The organism is Geodermatophilus sp. SMS 5-13, assembly GCF_059428245.1.
The window spans coordinates 3,906,655-3,929,197 of record NZ_CP165729.1 but is presented as its reverse complement, the minus strand read 5'-3'; the positions used below and the strand labels follow the sequence as shown (position 1 = coordinate 3,929,197).

Annotated in this window: 22 protein-coding genes; 10 read left to right on the top strand and 12 right to left on the bottom strand. The window is 73.5% G+C overall.

Annotated elements, in window-relative coordinates:
- Window positions 1-162: 162 nt before the first annotated feature.
- The 4 genes from AB3388_RS19000 to AB3388_RS18985 are packed head-to-tail and all read left to right on the top strand — an operon-like array spanning window position 163 to window position 4,986.
- Window positions 163-1,434 carry an arginine deiminase gene (locus tag AB3388_RS19000; protein ID WP_495406876.1) on the top strand — a complete coding sequence of 424 codons (1,272 nt, stop codon included), beginning with the start codon at window positions 163-165 and terminating at the stop codon, window positions 1,432-1,434.
- A 32-nt stretch (window positions 1,435-1,466) separates the two neighbouring features.
- Complete coding sequence (gene nhaC, locus AB3388_RS18995; protein ID WP_495406875.1) at window positions 1,467-2,951, top strand: Na+/H+ antiporter NhaC; 1,485 nt, start codon at window positions 1,467-1,469, stop codon at window positions 2,949-2,951.
- A 7-nt stretch (window positions 2,952-2,958) separates the two neighbouring features.
- A complete protein-coding gene (locus AB3388_RS18990; protein WP_495406874.1) occupies window positions 2,959-4,443 on the top strand; it encodes a basic amino acid/polyamine antiporter in 1,485 nt (494 codons plus the stop codon).
- 9 nt (window positions 4,444-4,452) lie between these two features.
- A complete protein-coding gene (locus tag AB3388_RS18985; protein WP_495406873.1) occupies window positions 4,453-4,986 on the top strand; it encodes a copper chaperone PCu(A)C in 534 nt (177 codons plus the stop codon).
- On the opposite strand, the gene AB3388_RS18980 is transcribed toward AB3388_RS18985, so the two are convergent.
- On the bottom strand, window positions 4,973-5,803 hold the full coding sequence (locus AB3388_RS18980; protein ID WP_495406872.1) for a DUF6597 domain-containing transcriptional factor: 831 nt from the start codon (window positions 5,801-5,803) through the stop codon (window positions 4,973-4,975). The genes AB3388_RS18985 and AB3388_RS18980 overlap by 14 nt on opposite strands.
- Window positions 5,804-5,862: 59 nt before the next feature.
- Here AB3388_RS18980 and AB3388_RS18975 point away from each other — a divergent pair, with 59 nt between their 5' ends.
- Window positions 5,863-6,474, top strand: coding sequence for a TIGR03086 family metal-binding protein (locus AB3388_RS18975; protein ID WP_495406871.1), 612 nt, complete (start codon window positions 5,863-5,865; stop codon window positions 6,472-6,474).
- A 188-nt stretch (window positions 6,475-6,662) separates the two neighbouring features.
- Window positions 6,663-8,018, top strand: a complete 1,356-nt coding sequence (locus tag AB3388_RS18970; RefSeq protein WP_495406870.1) for an MFS transporter — start codon at window positions 6,663-6,665, stop codon at window positions 8,016-8,018.
- 18 nt (window positions 8,019-8,036) lie between these two features.
- Here the strand turns inward: AB3388_RS18970 and AB3388_RS18965 are convergent, their stop codons facing one another.
- The 4 genes from AB3388_RS18965 to AB3388_RS18950 all read right to left on the bottom strand — a co-directional run bounded on the left by AB3388_RS18965 (window position 8,037) and on the right by AB3388_RS18950 (window position 12,554).
- Entirely contained in the window at window positions 8,037-9,290 is a 1,254-nt protein-coding gene (locus AB3388_RS18965) for a PP2C family protein-serine/threonine phosphatase (RefSeq protein WP_495406869.1), read from the bottom strand.
- 96 nt (window positions 9,291-9,386) lie between these two features.
- On the bottom strand, window positions 9,387-11,027 hold the full coding sequence (locus AB3388_RS18960) for a tripartite tricarboxylate transporter permease (protein WP_495406868.1): 1,641 nt from the start codon (window positions 11,025-11,027) through the stop codon (window positions 9,387-9,389).
- On the bottom strand, window positions 11,027-11,539 hold the full coding sequence (locus AB3388_RS18955; RefSeq protein ID WP_495406867.1) for a tripartite tricarboxylate transporter TctB family protein: 513 nt from the start codon (window positions 11,537-11,539) through the stop codon (window positions 11,027-11,029). Before AB3388_RS18955 ends, AB3388_RS18960 begins: the two co-directional genes overlap by 1 nt.
- Window position 11,540: 1 nt before the next feature.
- Window positions 11,541-12,554 carry a Bug family tripartite tricarboxylate transporter substrate binding protein gene (locus AB3388_RS18950; protein WP_495406866.1) on the bottom strand — a complete coding sequence of 338 codons (1,014 nt, stop codon included), beginning with the start codon at window positions 12,552-12,554 and terminating at the stop codon, window positions 11,541-11,543.
- A 194-nt stretch (window positions 12,555-12,748) separates the two neighbouring features.
- Here AB3388_RS18950 and AB3388_RS18945 point away from each other — a divergent pair, with 194 nt between their 5' ends.
- The 3 genes from AB3388_RS18945 (at window position 12,749) to AB3388_RS18935 (ending at window position 15,505) form a co-directional block, all read left to right on the top strand.
- On the top strand, window positions 12,749-14,329 hold the full coding sequence (locus AB3388_RS18945; protein ID WP_495406865.1) for a sensor histidine kinase: 1,581 nt from the start codon (window positions 12,749-12,751) through the stop codon (window positions 14,327-14,329).
- Window positions 14,326-15,033 carry a response regulator gene (locus AB3388_RS18940; RefSeq protein WP_495406864.1) on the top strand — a complete coding sequence of 236 codons (708 nt, stop codon included), beginning with the start codon at window positions 14,326-14,328 and terminating at the stop codon, window positions 15,031-15,033. Before AB3388_RS18945 ends, AB3388_RS18940 begins: the two co-directional genes overlap by 4 nt.
- A 79-nt stretch (window positions 15,034-15,112) precedes the next feature.
- Window positions 15,113-15,505 carry a universal stress protein gene (locus AB3388_RS18935; protein ID WP_495406863.1) on the top strand — a complete coding sequence of 131 codons (393 nt, stop codon included), beginning with the start codon at window positions 15,113-15,115 and terminating at the stop codon, window positions 15,503-15,505.
- A gap of 2 nt (window positions 15,506-15,507) precedes the next feature.
- Here AB3388_RS18935 and AB3388_RS18930 read toward each other — a convergent pair whose 3' ends face one another.
- The 7 genes from AB3388_RS18930 to AB3388_RS18900 form a co-directional block, all read right to left on the bottom strand.
- Window positions 15,508-16,206, bottom strand: a complete 699-nt coding sequence (locus AB3388_RS18930) for a GntR family transcriptional regulator (protein WP_495406862.1) — start codon at window positions 16,204-16,206, stop codon at window positions 15,508-15,510.
- Window positions 16,203-17,258: an Ldh family oxidoreductase gene (locus AB3388_RS18925; RefSeq protein WP_495406861.1), complete on the bottom strand. Its 1,056-nt coding sequence runs from the start codon at window positions 17,256-17,258 to the stop codon at window positions 16,203-16,205. Before AB3388_RS18925 ends, AB3388_RS18930 begins: the two co-directional genes overlap by 4 nt.
- Window positions 17,255-18,670 carry an NAD-dependent succinate-semialdehyde dehydrogenase gene (locus AB3388_RS18920; protein WP_495406860.1) on the bottom strand — a complete coding sequence of 472 codons (1,416 nt, stop codon included), beginning with the start codon at window positions 18,668-18,670 and terminating at the stop codon, window positions 17,255-17,257. The genes AB3388_RS18925 and AB3388_RS18920 overlap by 4 nt, the downstream gene beginning before the upstream one ends.
- Window positions 18,667-19,116, bottom strand: a complete 450-nt coding sequence (locus AB3388_RS18915; protein ID WP_495406859.1) for a cupin domain-containing protein — start codon at window positions 19,114-19,116, stop codon at window positions 18,667-18,669. Before AB3388_RS18915 ends, AB3388_RS18920 begins: the two co-directional genes overlap by 4 nt.
- Entirely contained in the window at window positions 19,113-19,424 is a 312-nt protein-coding gene (locus tag AB3388_RS18910; protein ID WP_495406858.1) for a putative quinol monooxygenase, read from the bottom strand. The genes AB3388_RS18915 and AB3388_RS18910 overlap by 4 nt, the downstream gene beginning before the upstream one ends.
- Window positions 19,425-19,500: 76 nt before the next feature.
- Window positions 19,501-20,676 (bottom strand): MFS transporter, encoded by a 1,176-nt coding sequence (locus AB3388_RS18905; protein ID WP_495406857.1) that lies wholly within the window; start codon window positions 20,674-20,676, stop codon window positions 19,501-19,503.
- On the bottom strand, window positions 20,673-21,368 hold the full coding sequence (locus tag AB3388_RS18900; RefSeq protein ID WP_495406856.1) for a GntR family transcriptional regulator: 696 nt from the start codon (window positions 21,366-21,368) through the stop codon (window positions 20,673-20,675). Before AB3388_RS18900 ends, AB3388_RS18905 begins: the two co-directional genes overlap by 4 nt.
- A gap of 70 nt (window positions 21,369-21,438) precedes the next feature.
- Here AB3388_RS18900 and AB3388_RS18895 point away from each other — a divergent pair, with 70 nt between their 5' ends.
- Window positions 21,439-22,524, top strand: coding sequence for an isocitrate/isopropylmalate dehydrogenase family protein (locus AB3388_RS18895; RefSeq protein WP_495406855.1), 1,086 nt, complete (start codon window positions 21,439-21,441; stop codon window positions 22,522-22,524).
- Window positions 22,525-22,543: the final 19 nt, after the last annotated feature.

Genomic DNA, 22,543 nt, shown 5'->3' with positions numbered 1-22,543 from the left:
GTTCCGGCACCAGGCCGGATCGTCCGTCGCGGATGAGGCCCGCCCGACGGGGCCGCTGTTTCACTGCTCGCTCGCCGTCGACCGGTTCTGCGGCGTGGATGTCGGGGACGTCGGTCCCGCCGACTCCGCTCCGGTGCCCTCGCCGCTCCGTGAGGAGCAGCCATGAGCACGACCACCGTCGTCCCGCCGACCGTGACCTCCGCCGCCTACGGGGTGCACTCGGAGGTCGGCGTGCTGCGCAAGGTGCTCGTCTGCGCGCCGGGTCTGGCCCACTCCCGGCTGACCCCCCGCAACTGCGACGACCTGCTCTTCGACGACGTGATGTGGGTGGACAACGCCCGCCGCGACCATGCCGACTTCGTCCTCAAGCTGCGCGACCGGGACGTGGAGGTCGTCGAACTGCACGACCTGCTGGCGCAGACGATGGCGATCCCGCGAGCGAAGACCTGGCTGCTGGATCGCAAGATCACCGCCAACGAGGTCGGCCTCGGCCTGGTCGACGCCACTCGCGAGTTCCTGGAAGGGCTCGACACCGGGCGGCTCGCCGAGTTCCTCGTCGGCGGGCTGGCCACCGTGGACCTGCCCGAGGACTTCCGGCCCGGCTACCTCGCGCTGGCGCGGGAGTCCACCGGCGTGCGCGAGTACCTCATGCCGCCGCTGCCCAACACCCTCTACACCCGCGACACCACCTGCTGGCTCTACGGCGGGCTCACGCTCAACCCGCTGTACTGGCCCGCCCGGCACGACGAGACGCTGCTGATGAAGGCGATCTACGCCTTCCACCCGGACTTCGCCGGCTCGACGGTGTGGTGGGGCGACCCGGAGCGGGACTGGGGCATGGCCACGATCGAGGGCGGCGACGTGATGCCGATCGGCAACGGCGCGGTCGCCATCGGCATGAGCGAGCGGACCTCGCGGCAGGCGATCACCCAGGTCGCGGCCGCGCTGTTCGAGCGGGGGGCCGCCACGAGGGTGATCGTCGCGGGCATGCCGAAGCTGCGCGCGGCGATGCACCTGGACACCGTGTTCACCTTCGCCGACCGGGACGTCGCCACCGCCTACCGCGACATCGTCGACGGCCTGCACACCTTCTCCCTGCGGCCGGGCGACAAGGAGCCGGTCGAGGTCACCGACGAGGGCGACCGCTCCTTCCCCGACGTGGTCGCCGAGGCGCTCGGCCTCTCCGAACTCCGGGTGCTCGAGACCGGTGGGGACGCCTACGCCAACGAGCGCCAGCAGTGGGACAGCGGCAACAACGTCGTCGCCGCCGCTCCCGGGGTCGTGTTCGCCTACGACCGCAACACCCACACCAACACCGTGCTGCGCAAGGCGGGCATCGAGGTGATCACGATCGTCGGCGCGGAGCTGGGCCGCGGCCGGGGCGGCGGGCACTGCATGACCTGCCCGATCATCCGCGACCCCGTCGACCTCTGAGCCGAACGCGCGCCGGCGCATCGGCGACAGCCATGGCAGAGCCTGGGATCCCGACGGCGAGACGGCCGTCGCTGATCGACGCCGTGGTGCCGTTGGTCGCCCTCACGGTCCTGATCGCGGGCTCGCTGCTGCTGTTCGGGCTCGACGCTCTGGACGGGCCGATCCAGGTGGCCCTGGTGGTGTGCGCCGCCATCGCGGCGCTGATCGTGCGCAAGAACGGGCACAGCTGGGAGGAGGTGGGACACGCCGAGCAGGAGGCGATCGCCTCGGTGACGAGCGCGTTGTTCATCCTGCTCGCCGTCGGCGCGCTGATCGGCACCTGGAACCTGTCCGGCACCATCCCGACGCTCGTCTACTACGGGATCCAGGTGCTGTCCCCGTCGTGGTTCTACGCAGCCGCGGCGCTCATCTGCGCGATCGTCGCGCTGAGCATCGGCAGCTCGTGGACCACCGCGGGGACGATCGGCGTGGGGCTGGTCGGCATCGCCAGCCTGCTCGGCGTCTCGGTGGCCATCACGGCCGGAGCCGTCATCTCGGGGGCCTACCTCGGCGACAAGACCTCGCCGCTGTCGGAGACGACCATCCTCACCGCCCAGATGGTGGGGGTCGAGCCGCGCGAACACATCAAGCGCCAGGTCTGGACCTCCGTGCCCGCCTTCGGGATCGCGCTCGTCGTGTTCTTCGTCCTCGGTTGGGTCACGGGCCCGGACGTGCACGACACCGTGTCGACCACGACGGAGCTGGCCGATCTGGACCAGCTCTACTGGATCAGCCCGGTGAACCTGCTGCCGCTGGTGCTGCTCGTCGTCCTGTCGGTGCGCAAGGCGCCGGCGTCGCTGGCGCTCCTCGGGTCGGCGATCTTCGCGGGCGTGCTGGCCGCGTTCACCCAGGCGCAGGTCGTCGCCGACTTCGTCGCCGGGCAGGGCAATGTGGTGGTGGAGTCGATCAAGGCGACCTGGCAGGCGATGGCGACCGGCTTCTCCGCCGACACCGGCCTCGCAGAGGTCGACCGGCTCGTCTCCCGCGGCGGCATGGCGAGCATGCTGTTCACGCTGTGGCTGATCTTCGGGGCGGTCACGTTCGGCGTCCTGCTGGAGCGGTTCGGGCTGATCGGGCGGCTGGTCGACCCGATGATCGCGGCCGCGAAGAGCACCGGGCGGCTGTTCGCCACCGTCTTCGCGTGCGCCTTCGGGCTGAACGTCTTCGCCGGTGACCAGTACATCGCCCTGGTCCTGCCCGCGCGCGTCTTCCGCGTCGAGTTCGCGCGTCGTGGTCTGGCGCCCACCAACCTGTCGCGGCTGACCGCCGACAGCGGCACGGTCACCTCGCCGTTGGTGCCCTGGAACTCGTGCGGGGCGTTCATGGGGGCCACCCTCGGCGTCTCGACCCTCCTGTACCTGCCGTGGGCCGTCTTCTGCTACGCGAGCCCCGCGCTGAGCGTGCTGTACGGAGTGACCGGTTTCAAGATCGAGAAGGTCGAGCCGACGGCGCTCGAGCCGTCATCAGGACGGGAGTGACCTGACCATGGTCGACACGATCCCTCCCCCTCGGGTCGCCGAGACGACTGCTGCCGACGCCCCGGTCGCGACGCCGGGGAAGATGAGCCTGCCCACCCTGACCGGCATGGTCGTCGGCAGCATGGTCGGCGCGGGCGTGTTCTCGCTGCCGGCCCGCTTCGGCGTGGCCACCGGCATCCTCGGGTCGCTGATCGCCTGGGCGATCGCGGGGACGGGGATGCTGATGCTCGCCTTCGTGTTCCAGAACCTCGCCATCCGCAAGCCCGAGCTGGATTCCGGCGTCTTCATCTACGCCAAGGCCGGCTTCGGCGACTACGTGGGGTTCAACTCGGCGATCGGCTTCTGGGCCAGTGCCGTCGCCGGGAACACCTTCTACTGGGTGTTCATCACCGCGACCCTCGGCGGGTTCTTCGGGGCGTTCGGCGACGGCGACACGGTGCTCGCGGTGGCGCTGTCCACCGCCGGCGTCTGGTTGTTCCACTACCTGATCGCGCGGGGGGTCCGCGACGCCGCCGTCATCAACCGGATCGTCACGGTCTTCAAGATCCTGCCGATCCTCACGTTCATCGTCGTGCTGTTCTTCGCGTTCGATGCCGGCGTCTTCGCCGACAACTGGATCGCCACCGGGTACGGCGACCTCGGCTCGCTCGACGAGCAGGTCCGCAACACCATGATCATCACGACGTTCGTGTTCATCGGCATCGAGGGCGCCAGCGTCTACTCGCGCTACGCCAAGCGCCGCGAGGACGTCGGCAGGGCGACCGTCCTGGGCTTCCTGAGCGTGCTGTCGATCTTCTCCCTGGTGACGCTCTCGAGCTACTCGGTGCTGGCCCAGCCGGACCTCGCCGCCACCCGCCAGCCCTCGATGATCGGCGTGTTCGAGTCGGTCGTCGGCGAGTGGGGCAGCTGGTTCATCAGCGTCGCCGTCATCGTGTCCGTCCTCGGCGCGTACCTCGCCTGGACGCTGATGGCCGCGGAGGTCATGTACATCCCGGCCCGCAACGAGGACTTCCCCGCCTTCCTCGGCAGGGAGAACGACAAGCAGTCGCCGATCACCGCCCTCGTCGTCACCTCCTTGGCGATCCAGGGACTCCTCGCGGCGACCCTCGTCCTGACCGACGCGCTGAACTTCATGCTCGACCTCTCCACCAGCCTGGCGCTGATCCCGTACCTCCTCGCCGCCGCGTACGCGCTGAAGCTGGCCCTCACGGGGGAGTCCTACGAGGACGTCGACGGCAGAACCCGCCGCAAGGAGGCGATCTTCGCGGGGATCGCCACCGTCTACACGCTGTTCCTCTTCGAGGCCGCCGGCCTGAAGTTCCTGCTGCTCGCGACGGTGATCCTCGCGCCGGCCACCCTGCTCTACGTCAAGGCGCGCAGCGAGCGGGGCCGCCGGATGTTCACCCCCACCGAGATCGCGCTCTGCGTCGTGATCGTGGGCGGCGGGATCACCGGCGTCGTCGGCCTGTCGACCGGCTTCATCGCCATCTGAGGAGTCGGCATGAACCGCATGCGAGTCGTCGCGACGATCCTGCTCACCCTGCTGGCGCTCGCCGGCTGCGGCGCCGGGCAGACCGGCTCCCCGGACCTCGCCCGGTCCCGGATCGGGCTCGACAGCGTCGACGGGCGGGTGGGGCAGCTCCGGCTGCTCAGCGTCTCCGTCGCGTCCCCCGGCACGCGCGGCAGCGTGCACATCGCCGGGAACAGCGCCGCGCTCCTGGTGACGATCGCGAACGACGGCGAGGCCGAGGACGCGCTCGCCGGGGTCAGCGCCGACGTCGCCGAGGAGGTGGTCCTCCGGGACGGCGACGCCGCGCCGGAGCCGCGCGTGGAGGTGCCGGTGCCCGCCGGCGGCGTCGCGGTGCTGCGCGAGGTGTCCGGACTGCACCTGGAGCTGTCCGGGCTGCAGGAGATCCTGCGCAGCGGCTTCAGCGTCCCGGTCACCTTCGAGTTCCGCGACGCCGGCCCGGTCACCCTCGAGGTGCCGATCCGCACCTACACCGACGTCCGCCCGGACCGGTTCAGCGCGCCGTGACCACGCGCCGGCCCGCCTCGGTGCGGGCGTAGCGGGCCGGCGGCTCCCCGACGACGCGGGTGAAGTCGCGCACGAGGTGCGCCTGGTCGGCGTAGCCGAGCTCGGCGGCCAGCGCCGCCCAGTCCACCGGGCCGGCGGCGGCGCGCCCCGCGGCCTCGTGCAGCCGCGCCCAGCGGACGAGCTCCTTGGGCCCCACCCCGATCCACTCCGCGCAGAACCGCTGCAGCGTCCGCGGGGTGGTGGCCAGCCGGACGGCGAGGTCCTCGACCCGGCGGATGCCGGGCTCGGCGTCCACCAGCCGCACCAGCTCGTCGGCGCGGTCGACCGCGGGATCGGGCGGGGGCGCGAGCGGCGCCAGGACGGCGTCGACGAGGGCCGTGGCCGCCAAGGCGTCGGGCGCGTCCGCGACGCCGGCCCGGACGGCGGCGGCGTCGACGTCCACCATCGCCGACACGGGCACCTCGGTGTCGGTCAGCGCGGACACCGGCCCGGCCAGCCACGGCCGTGCGCCGCCGGGACGGAAACGGACGCCGACGACCCGGCCGCGGCCGGTGAGCTCGTAGCCGTCGGCCGACCGGCGCAGCGGCCCGGTGACGCGCGCGCGGTCGGGCTCGAAGGACAGGTGCACCGACGGGTTGGGCAGGATCCGCTGCACGTGCCGGTGCCCGGCGGGCAGCGCCCACTCGACCGTCCAGTGGTACGCGACGAACGGCGCCGGCGAGGGCGAGGGCGGGTGCTGCGCGACGTCGAACACCGACGCCGTGGCGCGGGGGTGCACGATCCCGCGCCAGTTGCCGGTCGGCGGGATCGAGGTCACCGCGGCATTCTGTCGCGAATCTTCAAGACCCCCGGACACCGCCCGGGTGAGCTGGGGGCATGACGAACACGACCCTGCATGCCGATGCCCAGCAGGTGCGGGTGGCCGCGGAGCTGGCCGCGTCCGCCGTCGCCGCCGTCCGCCCGGACCGCTGGACGGCGCCCACCCCCTGCCGGGACCACGACCTGCGCGCTCTCGTCGACCACCTCGCCTGGGGCGCGCTGCTGTCCCGGTACGCCGCGACGCGCACCCCGCTCGACCGCGACTGGAGCGACGCGGAGCCGCCGCCGTTCCTCGCCGGCCTGCCGCCGGAGCGGTGGGCGCCGGCGATCGCGCGCGAACTACGGGCCGCCGCCGACGCCTGGGCCGCCCCGGGCGCCCGGGAGGGGGAGACGGTCATGGGGACGACGCCGATGCCCGCCGCGGTGGTCGCGCCGATGATGCTGGCCGAGTTCACCGTGCACGGCTGGGACGTCGCCCGGGCCGCGGGGGCGCACTACGCCGTCCCCGACGACCTGGGCCGCAGCACGCTCACCGCCGTCGAGGGGATCGCCGCGATGGGCCGCGACGGCGGCTGGTTCGGAGCCGAGGTGCCGGTGCCCGCGGACGCCCCCGCGTTCGAGCGCGCGCTCGGGCTCGCCGGCCGCGACCCGGGCTGGACGCCGGCCTGAGACCGCGACCACAGGAGCCGTTCCCGGTGGGAGAGGGAACGGCTCCTGTGACATGGCGGTGGTTCGTCTCACGGGAAGTTCACGGGGAAGTCGCGTGAACCGAAACAGGTCCTGGGGCACGGTGGAGACCGCGGGTGCCCGAGGTCGTGTGCTCTGCCCTGCCCCCTCGCCTTCCCGAGAGACTCCCCATGACGACTCCTTCCCTGCTCTCCCGCGCCCGCGCCCCCGTCGCGGGCCTCGCCCGCTCGACGGCGGCCCGCGCCCCGGAGCCCTCCCCGGGCCGGCTGCGGACCGCGGTCACCGCGCTGTTCGTGCTCGACGGCGCCGTGTTCGGCAGCTGGGCCGCCCGCGTGCCCGACGTCGCCGCGCGGGTCGGTGCCGACCACCGCACGCTGGGCGTCGCCCTGCTGTGCCTGTCGCTGGGCGCGCTGGTCTGCATGCGCGGCACCGGGGCGTGGTGCGCCCGGTTCGGCGCGGGGCGGGTGGCCGCCCTGGCCGCGGTCGCCGTCTCCGCCGGCGCCGTCCTCCCCGGTCTGGTGACCTCCGTGCCCGGCCTGTGCGTCGCGCTGTTCGTGTTCGGCGCCGCCACCGGCATGGTCAACGTCGCCGCCAACGCGGTCGGCGTCGCGGTCGAGACCCGGCTCGGCCGGCCGATCCTCTCCGGCCTGCACGCCGGCTTCAGCCTCGGCGGGCTCGGCGGCGCGCTGCTCGGCGGCGCGGTCTCGGCGGTGCTCGGCGTGCCGGCCCACCTCGCGCTGGTCGCCGCGGCCGGCCTGTTCGTCAGCGCGTGGGCGCTGCCCACGCTCCTGGGCGCCCGGCGGCGTGCGACGTCGCACGGCGCGTCCCGGGACGCCGGCGTCGCGAGGCGGCGGCCGACCGCGGTCCTCGTGGTGCTGGGCGCCATCGCCGGGTGCACGGCCTTCGGCGAGGGGGCGCTCACCGACTGGGGCGCCCTCCTGCTGCGCGAGGAGCTCGCCGCGCCGGCCACCGTGGCCGCCGCGGGGTACGCCGGCTTCTCCGTCGCGATGGCCGCGGGCCGGCTGGCAGGCGGCCGGCTGCTGCAGGCGATGGGGGAGCGGCGGCTGCTGGTCGGCGGTGCCGTGCTGGCCGCGGGCGGGGCGCTCGCGGCGGTGACCACGTCGTCCCTGGCCGTCGCGCTGGCCGGGTTCGTGCTCGTGGGCCTGGGCCTGGCCAACGTCTTCCCGCTGGCGATCGCCCGCGCCGGGCTGCTCGGCGGCGCGAGCGGCATCGCCCTGGCCACGACGGTCGGGTACACGGGGCTGCTCGGCGGCCCGCCGGTGATCGGGCTGCTCGCGGAGTCCGCCGGCCTGCCGGTCGCCGTCGGCTCGGTGTCGGTCCTCGCGCTGGTCGCCGCCGTCCTCGTGCTGACCGTGTCCGGCGAGCGGGTCCGCGTGCCGCGGCTGCGCAGCCTGCTCGACCGCGCCGTCGCCACCGTGGGTGACCGGCTGCCGCCGGTCGTCTCGGGCTTCGGTCACGGCACCGGCGTCTACGTGCGCGACCTGACGGCGCTCATCCCGGACTGATCGGCCGCAGCCGCCCCGTCAGGCGAGCTCGTCGTCGCGGGGCGGCTGCTTCCACTCCACGAGCAGGACCGTGGCGTCGTCGCTGGTGCGCCCTCGCCGCGCGGCCATGAGCGCGTGGGAGAGCCGGCGCACGGACTCCGTGGCGGCGAGGCCCTCGGCGGTGGTCTCCTCGAGCAGCTGTCCCAGCCGCGCCTCGCCGAACTGCTCGCCGTCCACCCGCTCCTCGACGACGCCGTCGGTGAAGAACAGGACGCGGTCGCCGGGCTCGAGCCGGGCCGACTGCTCGCTCGCCGGGCCGTCGCCGAGACCCAGCGGCCGGGTCACCTGGCCGGTCAGCTCGCCGACGACGGTGCTGTCGCGGACCAGCAGCGGAGGCGGGTGGCCGGCGTTGACCCAGCTGAGCTCGCCGCGCGCGGTGTCGAGCCGGCCGATCTGCGCGGTCGCGAACCGGCCCGGGAAGGTGCGGGCGACGGTCCGGTCCATCTCGGCGTACAGGTCGACGAGGGCGGAGTCCGCCCACCGCCCGTGGCGGTAGGCCGCGACCACGACCGTGGCCATGGTGGCGGCGTCGAGGCCGTGTCCCATGGCGTCGAAGACGGCGACGTGCAGCACGTGCTCGTCCATCGCGTAGTCGAAGGAGTCGCCGCCGACCTCGTAGGCGGGTTCCAGGACGCCGGCCAGGTCGACGTCCGGCGTGGTCATGGCCAGCGGTGGGAGGGTGGACCGCTGCAGCTGGGCGGCCAGATCGAGCGGCCGGATCGCGCGGGTCCGCGCGAACGTGTCGGTGTAGTGGTTCTTGGTCGCGACGAGGTCGGCGACCAGCCCGGCGAGTCGCTGCGCCAGCGTGCGGTCGCCTTGGCCGACGCGGGGCAGCGTGAAGGACAGGACGCCGACGCGGTCGGAGCCGTCGAGCATCGGCAGGTGCAGGCGCACGCCGCCGCCGGGCAGCGCGACCTCGACGGTCTCGTCGGTGCGGAAGGCGCGGCCTTCGGGGGTGGAGTCGATGGGTGCTCGCTCGCCGACGAGCCCGCGGCCACCCAGCGGCTGCAGGTGGACCTGGTCGTAGTCCTGCAGGTGGATGCTGACCTCCGAGCCGCCGGCCGCGGCGACCTCCTGCGCGACCAGTGGCCCGACCAGCCGCGGTGGCAGCAGGTGCGACCGGTCCAGCAGCGAGCCGAGCAGGGCCTCGCCGACACTCTCCGCGACCGGGCGCTCGCCGTTCCGGTCACGGAAGCCGACCGGCAGCGGCCGGTCGTTCCCGGATCCAGGCATCCTCGGACCATGCACGCCGGTAGGGGCGGCTAAACCCCTGGCGACGACGCATGACGCGGCGGGGGGAGGGAGCCGTCGGCTCCCTCCCCCCGCGGATCAGCGGTCGCGTTCCGGATCCGGTGGCGGTGGGTCCGCGGCGGCCGCGGTGCCGTGAGCGGCCTCGTGCTCGTGCCGCGCCGACACCGCGTTGGTCAGGCCGGTGTGGTGGTGCGCCTCGTCGATCTCGTGCGCGGCCTCCTCGAAGACTCCGGGGACCGGCGCCTTGCGGGGCAGCAGCTTCCGGATCAGGGGCCAGAGCAGGATCAGCGCGACGATGGTGAACACCACGACGGACATCGGGGTGATCAGCCCGGTGAGCCGGCCGTTGGACAGCTGCAGCGCCCTGCGGAGTTGCTCCTCGGCGAACGGGCCGAGGATCACGCCGATGATCGCCGGGAGCATCGGCAGGCCGTACCGCCGCATCATGAAGCCCAGCGCGCCGATGACCAGCAGCATGAACAGGTCGAACTGGTTGGCGTTCGACGCGTAGGCGCCGAGGCTGGCGAAGAACAGGATCCCCGCGTACAGGTACGACCGGGGGATTCGCAGCAGCTTGGCCCACAGCGGGGCCAGCGGCAGGTTCAGCACCAGCAGCGCCGTGTTGCCGATGAACAGGCTGGCGATCAGGCCCCAGACGAGGTCCGGCTCCTTGGCGAACAGCTGGGGGCCTGGCTCGATGCCGTAGCTGGTGATGGCGAAGAGCATGACCGCGGCCGTCGCCGTGGTCGGGATGCCCAGGGTCAGCAGCGGCACCATGCCACCGGCGGCCGAGGCGTTGTTGGTGGCCTCCGGCCCGGCCACGCCCTCGATCGCGCCCTTGCCGAACTCCTCGGGTCGCTTGGAGAGCCGCTTTTCCGTGACGTAGGAGAGGAAGGTCGGGATCTCCGCGCCGCCGGCGGGGATCGCGCCGAACGGGAAGCCGATCGCGGTGCCCCGCAGCCACGGCTTCCACGACCGTCGCCAGTCGTCCCGGCTCATCCGCGGGTTGCCGACCGGGATGACCTGGACCGGGCGCCGGCGCAGGTGCGCCGCCGTCCAGAGCGCCTCACCGACGGCGAACAGGCCGACCGCCACGACGATCACGTCGATGCCGTCGGCGAGCTCGGGGATGCCGAAGGTGAGCCGCTGCTCCCCGGACGAGTCGTCGATGCCGACCAGCCCGATGGCCAGGCCGATGCCCAGCGAGGCGAGGCCGCGGACGCGGGAGCTGCCGAGCACGGAGGTCACCGCGATGAAGGCGAGCAGCATGACCGCGAACATGTCGGCCGGGGAGACCTCGACGGCGAGGTCGGCCACCACGGGGGAGAGCAGGGCCAGCAGCAGCGTCGCGATCGTGCCGGCGACGAAGGAGCCGATGGCGGCGGTCGCCAGCGCCTGGGCGGCGCGGCCGGCCTTGGCCATCTTGTTGCCCTCGATCGCCGTCACCACCGACGACGTCTCGCCCGGGGTGTTGAGCAGGATCGACGTGGTCGAACCGCCGTACATGCCGCCGTAGTAGATGCCGGCGAACATGATGAGCGCGGTGGTCACGTCCAGCCCCCGGGTGAGCGGGAGCAGCAGCGCGACGGTCATGGCCGGGCCGATGCCCGGCAGGACGCCGATCGCCGTGCCGAGCAGGACGCCCAGGAGGGCGAACATGAGGTTCGTCGGCGTCAGGGCGGTGCTGAAGCCCTCGAGCAGTGAGGTGAGCGAGTCCATCAGAGGATTCCCCTCAGGATGCCCACGGGCAGCGAGACGCCGAGCCCGAGGACGAACAGGTACCAGCTGCCGACCGACAGGACGAGCGCGATGGCGGCGTCCCGGATGTAGTGCCGGCTACCGAGCGCGAAGGCCGAGCCCCAGAAGAGGACCGCCCCGGAGATCGCCCAGCCGAGGCTCTCGATGGTCAGCGCGTTGAAGGCGAAGGCGGCGACGAGGATCGCGATGGTGCGCCAGTCGCTGCGCCCGCCGAGCTCGACGTCCTCGCCGCCCTCGGGCTCTCCGCGGCCGCCGCGGTGGATGTCGAGCGCGAGGAAGACCGCGACAGCGAGGAGGAGCGCGCCGACCACCAGCGGCACCGCGGCGGGCCCCACCGGGCCGCGGGCGATCTTGCTCTCCGGCAGGAGCAGGGCCTGCACGATCACGACGGTCCCGAGAACTCCGAGGAACAGGGCCACTCCGTACTCGGAGCGGCCCTGCTCCTGGGAGCCGCCGGTGGCGGCGGCACTCATGTCAGACCAGACCCAGGTCGCTCAGGACGCCCTGGACGCGCTCGCTCTCGTCCTGGAGGAAGCTCGAGAACTCGTCGCCGGTCTGGAACGAGTCGGTCCAGCCCTGGTCCGCCAGGACCTTCTTCCAGGCGTCGCTGTCGTGCATCTCGGTGATGGCGTCGACGAAGCGCTGGGTCTCCTCCTCGGAGATGCCCGGGGCCGCCACGATGCCGCGCCAGTTGGTGAAGACCAGGTCGACGCCCTCGTCCTTGAGCGTCGGGGCGTCGACGCCCTCGACGGCGTCCTCGCTGGTGACGGCGAGGATGCGGACGTCGCCGGCCGCAGCCGACTCGGTCACCTCGCCGATGCCGGTCGCGGCGAAGGCGACGTCGCCGCCGAGGATGCCGGCCAGCAGCTCACCGCCGCCGTCGTAGGCGACGTAGTTGACGTCGGTCGGCGTGACGCCGACCTCCTGGGCCAGCAGCATCGGGGTCAGGTGGTCCGGACCGCCGGGGTTGGAGGCGCCGCCCACGGGGGTGTCCCCGGGGTTGGCCTTCCACGCGGTCACCAGGTCGTCGAGCGTCTTGTAGGGGGAGTCGCCCGGGACGACGATCGCCTCGGCCTCCTCGATCAGCTTCGCGATCGGGGTGGTCTGGTCGAGGGTGGCCTCGGACTGGTTGCTGTACTGCGCGCCGACGACGCCGAGCCCCATCTGCATGAGCAGCTCGGCGTTGCCCTTCTCGTTGACCAGCCGCTGCAGGCCGACGGTGCCGCCGGCGCCCTCGAGGTTGAACACCTCGACGTTGTCCGCCAGGCCCTCGTCCTCCAGCACCTGCGCCCACGCCCGCGCCGTGGTGTCGTAGCCACTGCCCGGGGAGTTGGGGACCATCACCCGCAGGCCGCTGATGGCGCCGTCGGACCCGCCGTCGGCGGCCGAACCGCCCTCGGCGGTGGTGCCGCAGCCCGTGAGCACGAGCCCGGCAGCAACGGCGCCGACGGCGCCGATCGCGAGCTTCCGAACGGAAGCAGTGCGCATCTTTCTCCTCCTGTCTGACCGGCGGATCACCGCCGCTGCAGGCGAAGGTGGCAACCGGGGTGGCCCGTGTCACGGTTGCGTGCGCATTGAGCTTTGTGGTCGTTGTGTCCACGGCCGTGACGGGATCTGCGGCGTGCTGAACTGCGCGCGCATGCTTGTGCCCAGATGTCCACATCGACAATCAGGAGAGAACCGTGACCCGGCGGCTGTCGCTGACCGGCCAGCTGCTCGCGCTGCAGGTGGTCATCGTCTGCGTCGTCCTGTTCGGGGTTGCCGCCGTGTCCGTGGCCCAGGCCATCCAGCGGGCCGAGCAGGTCGAGGGCCGGCGGGCGCAGGCCGTCGCCGAGTCCGTCGCCAACGGACGCGCGTTCCGGCAGGCGGTGCAGGACGGGGGGCTGGCCTTCGTCCGGGTGGCGGCCGAGAACGCGCGCAGCAGCTCGCTGTCCGAGTCGATCCTGGTCGCGCGCGCCGACCGGGCGGTCCTCGCCAGCTCGAACCCGTCGCAGCTGCACACCCGGCTCGACCTCGGTGAGAGCGACGTGCTCGAGGGGCGGTCCTGGCGCGGGGACGGCCGGACGCACGACGGCGGCCGGGCTGCGGTCGCCATGGCGCCGATCTACTCGACCGACGGCAGGGAGTTGCTCGGCCTGGTCGAGGTGCAGCGGGCCTACCCGGGGATCCGCGACGGGCTCGCCTCCGCGGTCCCCACACTGCTTACCTACCTCGGCGTGGCCAGCCTCATCGGGATCGGTGGCTCCCTCCTGGTGGCCCGTCGGGTGAAGCGGCAGACCCTCGGCCTGGAGCCGCTCGAGATCGCCGGGCTGGTCGAGCACCGCGACGCGATGCTGCACGGCATCCGCGAGGGCGTGATCGGGCTCGATCTGCGCGGCCGGGTCACGCTCGTCAACGACGAGGCGATCCGGCTGCTGCGCATCCCGGGTGACGCAGTGGGCCGCGGCCTCGAGGAACTCGGCGTGGGGGAGGAGATGCGCGAGGCGCTGCTCTCCGGCGAGGTGGAGCGCGACCGGGCAGTGGGCAGCGCCGGGCGGGTGCTCGTGGTCAACCGGCTGCCGATCTCCAGCAAGGGCCGGCCGATCGGCTCGGTGACCACGCTGCGCGACCGCACCGAGCTGCTCGAGCTGCGCCGCGAGCTCGACCTCACCCGGCACGTGACCGACACGCTGCGCGCGCAGGCGCACGAGTTCAGCAACCGGCTGCACACCATCGCCGGCCTGATCGAGCTCGGCGAGGCGGACGAGGCCGTGCGGTTCGTGCACCGGATCAGCTCCAGCCTGTCGGAGTTCAGCGGGGTGGTGACCGCGGCTGTGCGCGACCCTGCGATCGCCGCGCTGCTGATCGCCAAGGCCAGCCAGGCGGCCGAGCTCGGCGTGGAACTGCGGATCGCGCCGGACTCCTCCCTCCCGGCGCTGGACGGCGAGCTGAGCGCCGACGTCGCCACCGTCGTCGGCAACCTCGTGGACAACGCCATGGACGCGACCGCCTCGGTGGCCCGGCGCTGGGTGGAGGTCGAGCTCGGTCTGGTGGACGGCGACGTCGACGTCGTCGTCCGCGACTCCGGACCCGGTGTGCCACCCGGCATGGAGCGCGAGGTGTTCCGCCGCGGGGTGTCGTCCAAGGACGGTCAGCGCGGCATCGGGCTGTCGCTGGTGCACCTGGTCTGCACCCGGCGCGGCGGCAGCGTCACCGCGAGCTCGGACGGCGGGTCCACGTTCACCGCCCGGCTGCCCGCCGACCCGGCGCTGGTGACGTCGTGACCGGCGGCCGGCCGATCAGGGTGCTCATCGTCGACGACGACTTCATGGTGGCGAAGGTGCACGCCGGGTTCGTGCGCGCGCTCGACGGTTTCGAGGTCGTGGGGACGGCGTCCACCGGTGCACAGGCGCTGGAGGAGGTGGCTCGGCTGCGGCCGGACCTGGTGCTGCTCGACGTCTACCTGCCGGACATGACCGGACTGGACGTGCTCCGGCAACTGCGCAGCTCGAAGGTCCCGGCCGACGTCATCGTGATCAGCGCCGCGCGGGACGTCGACAGCATCCGCAGCGCGCTGCACGGCGGCGTGCTGCACTACCTGGTCAAGCCCTTCGACCGGCGGACGTTCGAGGAGCGGCTGCTCGACTACGCCGCGCTGCGCACCGACCTCGGCGTGCTCGAGGAGGCGGCGCAGGGGGACGTCGACCGGATGTTCGCGCTCTCGCGCGGCGGTCCGCGGCCGGCCCCCACGCCGAAGGGAATCGCGCCGGAGACCCTGGTGCTGGTGCGCGAGGCGCTGGCCGCGGCCGGCGCCGACGGCCTGTCGGCGACCGAGGCCAGCGAGCGCACCGGCCTGGCGCGGGTGAGCGCCCGGCGCTACCTGGAGCAGCTGGTCGCCCAGCAGGAGGCCGACGTCCGCCAGCGGTACGGGACGGCGGGCCGGCCGGAGCGCCGGTTCACCCTGCGCACCCCCCGCGCGCCGGCCTGACGTGCGTGGTCGCAACGACCGAAACGATCTCTACGGTCGCAATGCTGACTCACGTCCCCGGATCGGGAAGGCTGCCGGCATGACGATCGTCGTGGGTTACGTCCCCACCGCCGAGGGCGAGGCCGCCCTGGAGGCCGCGCTCACCGAGGCGCGGCGCCGCGAGGAGCCGCTGCACGTCGTGAACACCGCGCGCGGCGACTCCATGGCCGACAAGCGGTTCCTCTTCGAGGACGCGCTGGAGGACCTGCGCGGGAGGCTCGACACGAGCGCGGTCGTCTACGAGATCGACCAGAAGGTGCGCGGCAAGGAGGCCGCCGAGGAGATCGTCGAGGCCGCCGACCGGGTCAACGCCAGCCTGATCGTGATCGGCCTGCGCCGGCGCACGCCCACGGGCAAGCTGATCACCGGCAGCCAGGCGCAGCGGATCCTGCTGGACGCGAACTGCCCGGTGCTGGCGGTCAAGGCCCCCTGACCTCAGGCGAGCAGGTCCAGCGCGTCGGCGTCGCCCGGCCCGGCGAGCGCGGTGCGGAAGATGGTGCCCAGGCTCTGCGCCAGGTGCTCGCGGCAGGCGGCGGCCGCCTCGTCGGCGTCGCCGGCGAGCAGCGCGTCGCACATCCGCAGGTGCTCCTGCACCGACGCCTCGATGCGCTGCGGATCGCCGTGCGAGAGATTGCGCAGCCGGGCCGTGTGCGGCCGCAGCTCGCCGATCGTGCGGCGCAGGTGCTCGTTTCGGGTGGCGCCGATGACCGTCCAGTCGAACCGGTCGGCGAGCTCGTAGAACCGCGCCGAGCGAGCGGTCGAGGGGCTGCGCCCCTGGACCCGCGCGAACTCGCCGCGCAGCCGGGTGAGCTTCCGGCGCAGCCCGGGATCGCTCGCCGCGGCCGCCGCGGCCTGGCGCATCGCCTCCGGCTCGAGCAGCGACCGGAAGTCGAACAGGTCCCGCACGCTCTGCGGCGACACCCGCGACACCCGCGCGCCCTGGCGCGGGGTGATCTCGACCAGCCCTTCGGCGGCCAGCCGGCGCAGCGCCTCGCGCACGGGGGTGCGCGAGGCGCCGGTGCGCTCGACCAGCGTCAGCTCGGCCAGCGGCAGGCCCGGAGCCAGGGCGCCGGACTCGATCTCGGCCTTGAGCTGCCCATGGACCAGGTCGGCCTTGCTCTGCTCCGCCGTCATGCCGCTGCCGCCGGCAGGGGGACGCCGGTCTCCTCCGCCAGCCGTCGCAGGTCGGCCACCGACTGCTCGGCGAGCACCACGCCGCCGGCCGCGACGTTCGCGGCCTCGGCCCGGTCCTCGACCTCACCGGGGTAGAAGACCTCGTCGAAGCCCTGGGCCAGCGGCACCCCCTTGACCTCGTCGATGAGCCGCTCCACCCGCGCCAGGTAGCCGGCCGTGTCGCCGAACGCCGCCGGGTCGAGGGCGAGGAACAGGTGGCCGCACCCGCTGCGCGCCTCCGGCTCGTACGGCCCGTGCACCGCGGTGCCGACGCCGCTGCCGGTCAGGGCCCCGGAGAGCACGTCCATCACGAAGGCGATGGCGTAGCCCTTGTGGCCGGCCATCGGCAGGATCACCCCGAGCACCCCCTCCGCCGGGTCGGTGGTCGGCGCGCCCTCGCGGGTCAGCGCCCACGTGTCGGGGATCGGCTCGCCGCGGTTCTTCGCCAGGTAGACCTTGCCGCGGGCGACCGCGGTGTTCGCGATGTCGAGGGCGATGACCCGGCCGTCGGGGCCGGGCGCGGCGATCGACCACGGGTTGGTGCCGACCACCTTCTCCCGGCCACCCCACGGCGCCATCGCCGGGCTGGCGTTCGTCGTCAGGACGGCGACGCAGCCGTCCCGGGCGGCGCGGCGGGTGAACCACATCGCCGTCCCGAAGTGGTTGGAGTTCCGGACGCCGACGACGCCGACGCCGTGCGCGCGGGCCCGCTCGACGGCCAGCGCGCGCGCCCGGTCGGTGAGCACCTGGCCGACGCCGTCGCGGCCGTCGAGCAGCACCAGCGGCCCGGTGTCGGAGAGCACCGCTGGCTCGGTGCGCGCGGTCATCGCGCCGCTGCGCAGCCTCGCCACGTACCAGGGCAGCCGCAGCACGCCGTGCGACTGGTGTCCCCACAGGTCGGCCTGCACCAGGCTGTCGGCGACGAGCGCGGCGTCGTCGTCCGGGACGCCGGTCGCGCCGAGCACCCCGGCGGCGAACGCGCGCAGCTCCTCCGGCGCGATCCGGCCGGTCATTCCGACGCCGGCGCCGTCGCCGCGGGCATGTCCTGCACCCACCACGTGCGCACGTTGACGAACTCCCGGATGCCGGCCGCCGCCAGCTCCCGGCCGTAGCCGCTGCGCCCGGTTCCGCCGAACGGCATGCGGGCGTCGGAGGCGACGATCGCGTTCACGAAGGCGGCGCCGGAGCGGATGCGCCGGGCCACGGCGATCCCGCGGTCGGCGTCGGCCGTCCAGACGCTGGCGCCCAGGCCGAACCGGGTGTCGTTCGCGATCCGCACCGCGTCGTCGTCGCCGTCGGCGTCGATCACCGCGGCGACCGGGCCGAAGACCTCCTCGTCGTAGGCGGGCATGCCGGGGACGACGTCGGCCAGGACGGTCGGGGCGTAGAACCAGCCCGGCCGGTCCACCCGCCGGCCCCCGGCGAGCAGCCGGGCGCCCGCCGCGACCGACTTCTCCACCTGCCGGTCCACGCCGTCGAGCAGGTCCTTGCGCGCCATCGGGCCGACGTCGGTGCCCGGGGCCTCGGGGTCGCCGACGCTCAGCGCCTCGACCTCGGCGACCAGCAGCCGGGTGAACTCGTCGGCGACCGTGGCGTCGACCACGATCCGCTTGGGCGAGATGCAGCTCTGCCCGGCGTTGAGGAACCGTCCCCGGGCGGCCAGCGCGGCGACCCGCGGAAGGTCGGCGTCGGCCAGGACGACGAACGGGTCCGAGCCGCCCAGCTCGAGCACCGACTTCTTGATCGACCGCCCTGCCGCCGCGCCGACCGCGGCACCGGCCCGCTCGCTGCCGGTGATCGTGACCGCGCCGATCCGCGGGTCGTCGATCAGCCGCGCGGTCACGGCGGGCACGTCCGGCTCGGCGACGACGAGCGCGCCGAACAGTCCGGCCGGGGCACCGGCCTCCTCCAGCACCCGCTGCACGGCCAGCGCGCAGCCGGTCGTGTTGGGGGAGTGCTTGAGCAGCGCGCCGTTGCCGGCCATGAGGGCCGGCGCGGCGAACCGGAGCACCTGCCACAGGGGGAAGTTCCACGGCATGACGGCCAGCACCACGCCGACCGGCTCGTAGCCGATCCAGCTGCGGTCGGCGGAGGTCGCGACCGGCTCGTCGGCCAGGAAGCCGGCGGCGTGCTCGGCGTAGTAGTCGCACGCGGTCGCGCACTTCTCGACCTCGGCGCGGGCCTCGGCCAGCGGCTTGCCCATCTCCCGGGTGACCAGCAGGGCGAGACGGTCGACGTCGCGGCGGAGCACCTCGGCGGCGCGGCGCAGCACCGACGCCCGGGCGTCGAACCCGGCGGCCGCCCAGCCGACCTGCGCCGTCGCGGCGCGCTCCAGCGCGGCGTCGACCTCGGTCTCGGTGAACGGGGTGTAGCGCTCGAGCTGCTCCCCGGTCGCGGGGTTGACGGTGACGACGGCGGCGCTCACGCGTCGCCCCCAGGCGCGGGCGTGGCCCCGCGGTCGGCCTCGGAGAGGTGCTCGAACGTCTCGCCGGTGGCGGTGATGGTCCGGGTGACGTCGCGGCCGCCGTAGACCCAGTAGATAGTCATCGGCCCGTCGCCGCGGTTGCGGAAGCAGTGCGGAACTCCGGCCGGCACCCAGGTGGCCTGCCCGGCGACCAGGTCGAACTCGTCGTCGCCGACGACCGCGGTCGCCTCGCCCTCGTACACCAGCACCGTCTCCTCGACGTTGTGCGAGTGCAGCGGAATGCCGGTGCCGGGCGTGAAGACGGTCATCCCCGTGGTGACCCGGTTGGTCGCGCAGTTCCACTTGCCGACGAACGGGATCGTCACGACGCCGTTGCCGCGGTCGAAGCGCTCGATCTCCTGCGGGCGCAGCACCATCGACGGCGGCTCCGGCTGCCGGGCGCTCATGCCGGCACCTCCTCGCTGTGCGACACGAGCAGCGCGCCGGGGGTGTTCACCTGCTGCACGACGGTGCGCACGGCCGTCTCGCGCCAGGTGCGGAAGTGCGGTGCCGCGCGGTGCGCGTCGAAGGCCTCCGCGTCGGTGTAGAGCTCGTAGAGGACGAACCGGTTGTCGTCGTCCGCCACCGAGCAGACGTCGAACCGCAGGCATCCCGGCTCGTCGCGCACCGATGCCTCCGCGTTGGCGGTGATGCCGGCGAGGAACTCCTCCCGCCGCTCCGGATCCACCTGCATCTGCACCATCAAGCTGAACACGTGCGCTCCCTTCGTTGTATCCAACACTGTATACACAACGGGTTGATGAGTGAGGCCCGTTCGTCCCTTGCGGTTCCTAGGTCCCGCCGTCCACCCTCAATCGCCGGGCGGCCGCTCCGACGATGGCGAGCGTGCCCGCCGTGGCCCAGAGGACACCCGCCGAGCCGACGCCTGCGGCCAGGAAGCCGACCGTGCTGGGGATGAGCACCTGGCCCAGCCGGTTGCCGGTGAGACGCAGCGACATGGCCCGCCCGCGCAGGCCGGCGGGGGCGACCTCGGCCAGCCAGGACATGGTCAAGGGCTGGCCGACGCCGAGCCCGAGACCGAGCAGGACCACGAGGACGCCGATCGCCACCGGCGGCAGGGGAGCGGGGACGGCGGCCATGGCGGCGGCCGACAGCGCGACGCTGCCCATCATCAGCCGCCGCCGTCCGACCCACGTCACCAGCCGGCCGAGGAAGAAGCGGGACGTCATGGACGCCGCGGCGCGCAAGGTCAGCAGGACGCCGATGAAGCCGGCCGCGAGGTCGCGGTCGGCGCCGAGGGCGGGCAGGTAGACGAGTGTGATGTCGACCGCCGAGAGGACCACGCAGCTGACCAGGAGCGCGCGGATCAGCCCGGGCACCCGGAGCAGGGTGGCCATGCCGCCGTGCCCGGCGGTCCCTTCCCCGCGCTCTCGCCGCGGAACGCGCAGCAGCGTGGTGCAGGCCACCGGTACGACACCCAGCGCGGTGGCCACCGCGAAGATCGGCGTCGTGTCCGGGATGGCGCCCTCGCCGCCGATGAGCGGGATCAGCACCGGACCGATCGCCTGCCCCAGCGAGGCCGCGAAGGTGTAGTAGCCGAACGCGGTGTCGAACGTGCCGGGGCCGGCGGTGTTGGCCACGGCGGCCTGCTGCCCGACCACCGAGCACAGGTGGCCGGTGCCGAGCACGATGCTGCCGGCGACGAGCCCCGCGGCGCTCAGGCCCTCGAGCAGGAACACCCCGCCGGCCGCGGCCATCAGCACGGCCCCGACCAGCATGATCCGCCGCTCGCCGAATCGGTCGGTCGCCTGCCCGGACGGCACGGCCAGCACCAGGGGGACGACGGCGAAGCTGGCGGTCAGCGCGCCGAGCCAGGCTGAGGGCACGTCCAGTTCGATCGCCCGGTAGGCCGAGGTGGGGCGCAGCACGAAGGTGATCACCTGGGTGAACACCGAGTGCAGGAGCAGCAGGACGAGCATCCGGCGCCCGCCGAACGCGGCGCTCACCGCTCCCCGGCCGAGCGCTCGGTGTCCAGGCGCCAGGCGCTGCGCGCGCCGAGGCTGGAGGCCACGTGCCGCCGCATCAGCTTCCCGGCCGTGGCCGCCCGGTTGTCCCGGATCGCCTCGAACATCTGCCGGTGCTCCACCGCCCGGGCCTCGCGCTCCTCCGCACTGCGCTCGACCTCGAGGGCGTGCCGGCGGTAGCGGTCGGTCTTGTCCCACAGGCCCTCGAGGGCGTCGATCAGCAGCTTGTTGTGCGAGGCGTGGTGGATCGCCGTGTGGAACCCGCGGTGCGTGGCCAGCTGGGCGGCCGTGGGATTGCGCGGCAGCGACTCGAGGTGCTCCAGTGCATCGGCGATCGCGGCGAGGTCGTCGTCCGTCCGCCGCTGTGCCGCGAGCGAGGCGGCCAGCGGGTCGAGCTCCTGGCGCATCTCCAGCAGGTCGCGCGCCTCGTCCGCGTCGAGCGGCGCGACCCGCGCGTCGCGGTGCGCGTCGAGCTCGACGAGGCCTTCCTGCTTGAGCCGGCGCAGCGCCTCGCGCAGGGGGGTGGTGCTGATCCCGATGGTGCGGGCGAGCGCGGCCTGCTGCAGCACGGCCCCGGGGGCCAGCCGGCCGGAGACGATCAGGTCGCGCACCCGCCGGTAGGCCAGGTCGCTCTTGGTGGCGAACGGTGGGTCCGCGGATGCCGGCTCGAACACTCGGTGCTCCTCCCTTGCAGGTTTGTCGCTAGACCGTTATAGCTTATAACCAACCAACCCAGGAGGCACCGTGACACCACCGACCCTCGACCCGACCTACCGCCTCGGACTGCTCGTCGGTGACGGGATCGGCCCCGAGATCTCCCCGGCCGCGGTCCGGGTGATCGACGCGGCCCTCTCGGCGGTCGGCAGCCCGGCCATCGAGTGGCAGGAGCTGCCGATGGGCCTCGCCGCGATCGAGTCGCACGGCACCGCGCTGCCGGAGGAGACCGTCGCAGCCTTGGGGAAGCTCGACGGGTGGGTGCTCGGGCCGATCGACCCGGTTGGCTATCCCGAGCCCTTCAGGTCCCAGCTCGCGCCGAGCGGTGCCCTCCGCAAGCGCTTCGACCTGTACGCGAACGTGCGACCCGCCCGCGCACTGAGCTCGGGCCGGGTGGTCGTCCCCGACCTCGACCTGGTGATCTTCCGGGAGAACACCGAGGGCTTCTACGCCGACCGCAACACCGTCGCCGGCACCGGCGAGTTCATGCCCTCGCCGGACGTCGCGATCACGATGGGCATCGTCACCCGGCCGCGGGTGGAGCGGATCGCCGTCGCCGCGTTCGAGGCGGCGCGACGTCGCCGCAAGCACCTGACGATCGTGCACAAGGCGAACGTGCTGCGGCTGTCGATGGGACTGTTCCGCGACGTCTGCCGCGAGGTCGGCGCGCGGTATCCCGACGTCGCGGTCGACGACTTCCACATCGACGCGATGACCGTGCACCTCGTGCGCCGGGGCGGCGACTTCGACGTGATCGTCGCCGAGAACATGTTCGGCGACATCCTCTCCGACCTGACCGGCGAGCTGGCCGGCTCGCTCGGCATCGCGCCGTCGATCAACGCCTCCGACGACCGGGCCATGGCGCAGGCCGCGCACGGCTCGGCGCCCGACATCGCCGGCCAGGGCGTGGCCAATCCCGTGGCGATGATCCTGTCCGGCGCGATGCTGCTGGACTGGCTGGCCACCCGGCACGGCGACGAGCGGCTGGCCGCCGCGGCGGCTCGGATCGACTCGGCGGTGCGGTCCACCATCGACGGCGGCGTCCGCACGCGCGACCTCGGCGGCACCGCCACGACCAGCGGCTTCACCGACGCCGTCGTCACCGCCCTGTCCTGACCCACCTCCGACCCGAGAG

Coding starts and splice junctions, on each gene's coding strand:
- AB3388_RS18915 (WP_495406859.1), bottom strand. CDS start 19,116: ATGAGCGCCCGGCAGCCGGAGCCGCCGTCGATGGTGCTGCGCCCGCAG.
- AB3388_RS19000 (WP_495406876.1), top strand. CDS start 163: ATGAGCACGACCACCGTCGTCCCGCCGACCGTGACCTCCGCCGCCTAC.
- AB3388_RS18965 (WP_495406869.1), bottom strand. CDS start 9,290: ATGCCTGGATCCGGGAACGACCGGCCGCTGCCGGTCGGCTTCCGTGAC.
- AB3388_RS18990 (WP_495406874.1), top strand. CDS start 2,959: ATGGTCGACACGATCCCTCCCCCTCGGGTCGCCGAGACGACTGCTGCC.
- AB3388_RS18950 (WP_495406866.1), bottom strand. CDS start 12,554: ATGCGCACTGCTTCCGTTCGGAAGCTCGCGATCGGCGCCGTCGGCGCC.
- AB3388_RS18955 (WP_495406867.1), bottom strand. CDS start 11,539: ATGAGTGCCGCCGCCACCGGCGGCTCCCAGGAGCAGGGCCGCTCCGAG.
- AB3388_RS18985 (WP_495406873.1), top strand. CDS start 4,453: ATGAACCGCATGCGAGTCGTCGCGACGATCCTGCTCACCCTGCTGGCG.
- AB3388_RS18975 (WP_495406871.1), top strand. CDS start 5,863: ATGACGAACACGACCCTGCATGCCGATGCCCAGCAGGTGCGGGTGGCC.
- AB3388_RS18925 (WP_495406861.1), bottom strand. CDS start 17,258: ATGACCGGCCGGATCGCGCCGGAGGAGCTGCGCGCGTTCGCCGCCGGG.
- AB3388_RS18935 (WP_495406863.1), top strand. CDS start 15,113: ATGACGATCGTCGTGGGTTACGTCCCCACCGCCGAGGGCGAGGCCGCC.
- AB3388_RS18930 (WP_495406862.1), bottom strand. CDS start 16,206: ATGACGGCGGAGCAGAGCAAGGCCGACCTGGTCCATGGGCAGCTCAAG.
- AB3388_RS18970 (WP_495406870.1), top strand. CDS start 6,663: ATGACGACTCCTTCCCTGCTCTCCCGCGCCCGCGCCCCCGTCGCGGGC.
- nhaC (WP_495406875.1), top strand. CDS start 1,467: ATGGCAGAGCCTGGGATCCCGACGGCGAGACGGCCGTCGCTGATCGAC.
- AB3388_RS18960 (WP_495406868.1), bottom strand. CDS start 11,027: ATGGACTCGCTCACCTCACTGCTCGAGGGCTTCAGCACCGCCCTGACG.